The organism is Leptotrichia sp. oral taxon 879 str. F0557 (assembly GCF_000469385.1).
GTDB classification, from domain to species: Bacteria; Fusobacteriota; Fusobacteriia; order Fusobacteriales; family Leptotrichiaceae; genus Leptotrichia; species Leptotrichia mesophila.
The window spans coordinates 37,305-41,288 of the sequence record NZ_KI271282.1; the positions used below are offsets into that span (position 1 = coordinate 37,305).

Annotated in this window: 7 protein-coding genes; all 7 read right to left on the reverse strand. The window is 25.7% G+C overall.

Going from position 1 to position 3,984, the window contains the following annotated elements:
• Positions 1-105: 105 nt before the first annotated feature.
• The 7 genes from HMPREF1552_RS00210 to HMPREF1552_RS00240 all read right to left on the reverse strand — a co-directional run bounded on the left by HMPREF1552_RS00210 (position 106) and on the right by HMPREF1552_RS00240 (position 3,792).
• The gene (locus tag HMPREF1552_RS00210; protein WP_021743000.1) at positions 106-540 is read right to left on the reverse strand and encodes a hypothetical protein; all 435 of its coding nucleotides are present in this window, start codon (positions 538-540) and stop codon (positions 106-108) included.
• A gap of 28 nt (positions 541-568) precedes the next feature.
• Positions 569-1,369: a M48 family metallopeptidase gene (locus tag HMPREF1552_RS11510; RefSeq protein WP_021743001.1), complete on the reverse strand. Its 801-nt coding sequence runs from the start codon at positions 1,367-1,369 to the stop codon at positions 569-571.
• A gap of 36 nt (positions 1,370-1,405) precedes the next feature.
• Positions 1,406-1,621: a hypothetical protein gene (locus HMPREF1552_RS00220; RefSeq protein ID WP_021743002.1), complete on the reverse strand. Its 216-nt coding sequence runs from the start codon at positions 1,619-1,621 to the stop codon at positions 1,406-1,408.
• A gap of 70 nt (positions 1,622-1,691) precedes the next feature.
• Positions 1,692-2,180, reverse strand: a complete 489-nt coding sequence (locus tag HMPREF1552_RS00225; RefSeq protein ID WP_021743003.1) for a hypothetical protein — start codon at positions 2,178-2,180, stop codon at positions 1,692-1,694.
• 46 nt (positions 2,181-2,226) lie between these two features.
• Positions 2,227-2,937, reverse strand: coding sequence for a hypothetical protein (locus tag HMPREF1552_RS00230; RefSeq protein WP_021743004.1), 711 nt, complete (start codon positions 2,935-2,937; stop codon positions 2,227-2,229).
• A 24-nt stretch (positions 2,938-2,961) separates the two neighbouring features.
• Positions 2,962-3,405, reverse strand: coding sequence for a hypothetical protein (locus tag HMPREF1552_RS00235; protein ID WP_021743005.1), 444 nt, complete (start codon positions 3,403-3,405; stop codon positions 2,962-2,964).
• Between the two features lie 183 nt (positions 3,406-3,588).
• Positions 3,589-3,792, reverse strand: a complete 204-nt coding sequence (locus HMPREF1552_RS00240; protein ID WP_021743006.1) for a toxin-antitoxin system antitoxin component Xre domain protein — start codon at positions 3,790-3,792, stop codon at positions 3,589-3,591.
• Between the last annotated feature and the right edge of the window lie 192 nt (positions 3,793-3,984).

Here is a 3,984-nt window from a genome sequence, read left to right on the forward strand (position 1 = left end):
AATGTCGAATTTTTTTATAAAATTAGAGATTTTTATTCTTACAATTTCTTGTTAGACTGTTTTTAAAATTTAGTTCTTATTTTACCAGATTTTATTTTATTAGTACTATTCTCCCATAACATTTTCAATGTTTCTAGTTAATTTATCTTCTTCTTTTTTAGAATCACTATTATTATCTATTTGATTTATTGTGTCATCAATTGTTCTTTCTATTTCTCTTTCATTAATACTTGATTGTTGTTTTTGAGTCGATGTAATGTTCTTTTTATTTTTATGTAAATTTGTTTTATTACTTGATGATTGTTGTTTTGGTTTTTTTATTTCAGTTTCTAAATTAGTTTGTGGTTGTGTAGTTTCAACAGCAGGTATATTTGGAGTTTGTAATTGTTGTTTTAATTGTTCTTCTTGTTTTTGTTCCAAGTCTTCTATTTTACTTTGCATATTTAAAATATAGAATATTCCGCTAAAAACAATAACCATTGATAAACTAATAATTATTGCTATTAAAATTTTTATTGTATTATTGTTATTTTCTGACATTTTAATTTTCTCCTAAATTTTATTTATTTTAATATCCTGCTAATACTAATCTGTTATAAATCTCTAGTGCTTCTTCATTTCCTAAATCTGCCGCCATTTTATAATATTTTTTAGCACTATTAAAATCCTTTGCAGCTAAAGAGAATGTTCCTAAAGCAATCATTGAAGCCACATCCTTATTTTTTGCTCCTTCCAAAAACACTTTTGTAGCTTCTCGATATTTTCCCTGATTAATATAAGCTATTCCTAAATTAAAGTATGAACTGTTATTTTGTCTATTAGACTTATAATACCTATCTATTTCGCTGTTATAAAATTGTTTTGCCTTATACTGTGAATTTGCATTATTCCAATAAGTTCCTTTATAATAACAACCTGCCAATGGTTCTATTTTATTCGGATCATTATTAAAAATATGTAGCCCAACTTGTCTCATTTGTGCAATTTTTTGCAAATACTCTTTATATGCGTCATCTACTTCAATATATGTTGCTTGTATAAACGGTTTATTTGTTCCTGGCACTATTCCTTTATCAACTTTTACAATTTCATTCACAGCATTACAATATTCAGATTTTAACCTTTGATATGAAGCCTGAGTATTTACTCCAATCATACCTTTTTCATAACCAAGACTTCTTCTAAAGAATGTAGACTTTTGATTATTCCTTTTTAAATATTTATACCCAGCTATAATTTCATATTGTGGTTTTGATACAACAATTAAATCAATAGGTTTATTACTATAATGATTTCTGATTGTGCTTTCTAAATCTGAAAATCCTAAATTAAAAACTATAAAAATTGTTAAAAATAATATATTTTTCATAAATTTCCTCCTAAAATTTTAATTTTTTAAATCAACTTATCTTATATCATCATTCCCAAAATATTGAAAAGCCACATAATAACCATCACTTGTATCATAAACATTCATTATTGCACGACTTCCAGGATCAAAATAAATTCTTTTGGAATCACTAACTGGTTTAGAAAGTCTTAACCTGTCAAATCCATGATATGTTGTTATTACTCCATAAAAATCTTCTCCATCAATTACACACTTCTCGTGTATTCTCATAATACCGCTATTTTTTGTATTGTACTTTGATTACTTTTTCCTGCATTTAAATTTTCTCCTTGTCTTTAGATTAATAATCACCATAGTCATATTCTCTTTCATATTCTTTTTCAGAAACAGTTGGAATTCCTAGAGTATTTCCATATACTTCTATTAAATCATTTTTAACAATTCTACTTTGCCAAACTTCTCTCATTTCCCTATCAGTTATAGGAAAAATAGAACCTGTATCTGCAGCCATTCTTGAAATAGGATCTATAATTTCGACATTTAAAATTCCAGTATCTGAATTATAAAAAATACCTTCCGAACCATTTGCGGCATACATCAGTTTTTTGTCTACATCATATTCATCCAAGATAAGATGACTATTGTGATAAACGGTAACATTTCTAAGTTTATCACTTCCTATTCTACATAATTTTGCTTTAAATTTAATTCCATCTTTTGTTTTAGTTGATTTGCCAATTCCCAAACAATAAACATCACCTTTTCCAAGACTTTCTGCTTGTACTATAAATGATAAAATAATAATTCCTAACAATATAATTTTTTTCATCTTAAATCATCTCCTTCAAATTTTATAAATTATTTTTTTAAATACGTTAATCACATTTAGAAAGTTCTTTTCCTTTCAATTTTCGCAAATTATTATAACTATTATATAGTTTGTCATTAGTATTTCCCATATAAGCGTCTATTGATACATTTCCATTTAGAAAAAATTTAAATCTAGTTTGTGTTCTGTTTCCTCTTCCTTCATCTATCGTTACTCCATCTAACAAAAGATTTCCATTTTCTTCTTCTTTTACTCCTACGATGATATTTGGATGTCTGTCATCGTATGCAAATGTATTTTTAGTAATAAAAGCACATCCTCCTTCAATTTCCCATTTACCTATATATTTTTCAGGAACAAAACTATCTTTTTCAGAATAGCTATATTCTCCTTTAAGTGTTCTATCATATCTTCCACAGTCATCACTAGAATCAACTACCAATTTCCCATTTTGTAAAAAAGCGATTTTTAAAGTACAGTTATATCCATCATCACCTTCATAATCTTTATAATGAGTGTCTAAAGGAAAATCAATAATTTCATTTTCAGCTATATCTAAGTATCTATCAATTTTAAAAGTGCTAGTATGAACATATCCATTCATTGCAGTTATAAAATACCCTTTTTCACCATCATAGTCATAACGTTCAATATTAATTTTTTTATCATTTGCACCATTATAAGTCCCTTCTTTTATTTCATTCGCTATTCCAATTACTGATATTAATAAAATTAATAAAAATATTATTTTTTTCATAGTTAATTAGTCTCCTTTCAAAAATTAATAAACTGTACATTCTGCTACACTAGAAATTTGGTCTCTTATACTTTCTGGTGTAGGTGTAAATTTAGCAACACTTTTACTGTTTATATAAACTTCTATATTTTTCCCCTTTGAAATTGCTTTAACAAATTCATCCCACTCCACTTCTCGTCTCCATCCTCCTTCTTTAGCTTTTAAATCATAATATGCATTCCCATCCACTAAGAGAGCAAAATTTTCATAAGTATATTTTTTTCCATTATTATTGTAAAAAACTGCTTCAGTAAGTTTAGCATCGTTACTATCACACTTTACCTCTAACTTTTGTCCTTTTTTATCAAAAATTTGATAGTTTAATATTCCACTACCAAACCCTACTGTCCATACATTTGGTATCACGTTTGATAAACTTATAGTTTCTACTAATAAAAATAACATTATTAATAAAATAAATTTTTTCATTTTAAATCTTCTCCTTCAAATTTTATAATAGTCATTTGTAAAAGTTTATAAAAACTCATCAAATTTATTATTCTTTAATTTTCTCTATTTCTTGCTACCCAAAATACTATCATTGTCTAATTTTATTAAATTTCTATTTAATACATATTATTACCCCCAACTAAAATTTTAATTGTTCTATTATTATTTCCTTCCATTACTTACATTAAATTCAAAATCACTCAACTCATACTCTTTCCTAATAAACTTCATTTCCTCAATAGTAAAATTACTACTTCCATTGATTTTTCGTGAAAATGCTGAAGGAGTTATTTTTAGCTTGTGTGCCAATGTTTTGTTGTTGTCTTCGTGTAAACTCATTTTTGATTTTAAAAGATTCTTTTTCATTTTAAATCTCTCGTCTTTTGCTAATTGGTAAAATAATTATACCATAAATTAAAAGTTTGTCAAGACAACTTCAATTAAATTGATAAAATATCAATTTTATGATTAAATTTATTAATTTTAAAGTAAAATTATTATGAAAAATTTAGGAAAATAATGGATTATTCTATTCTTGTACAATATCTGCTATTTTAT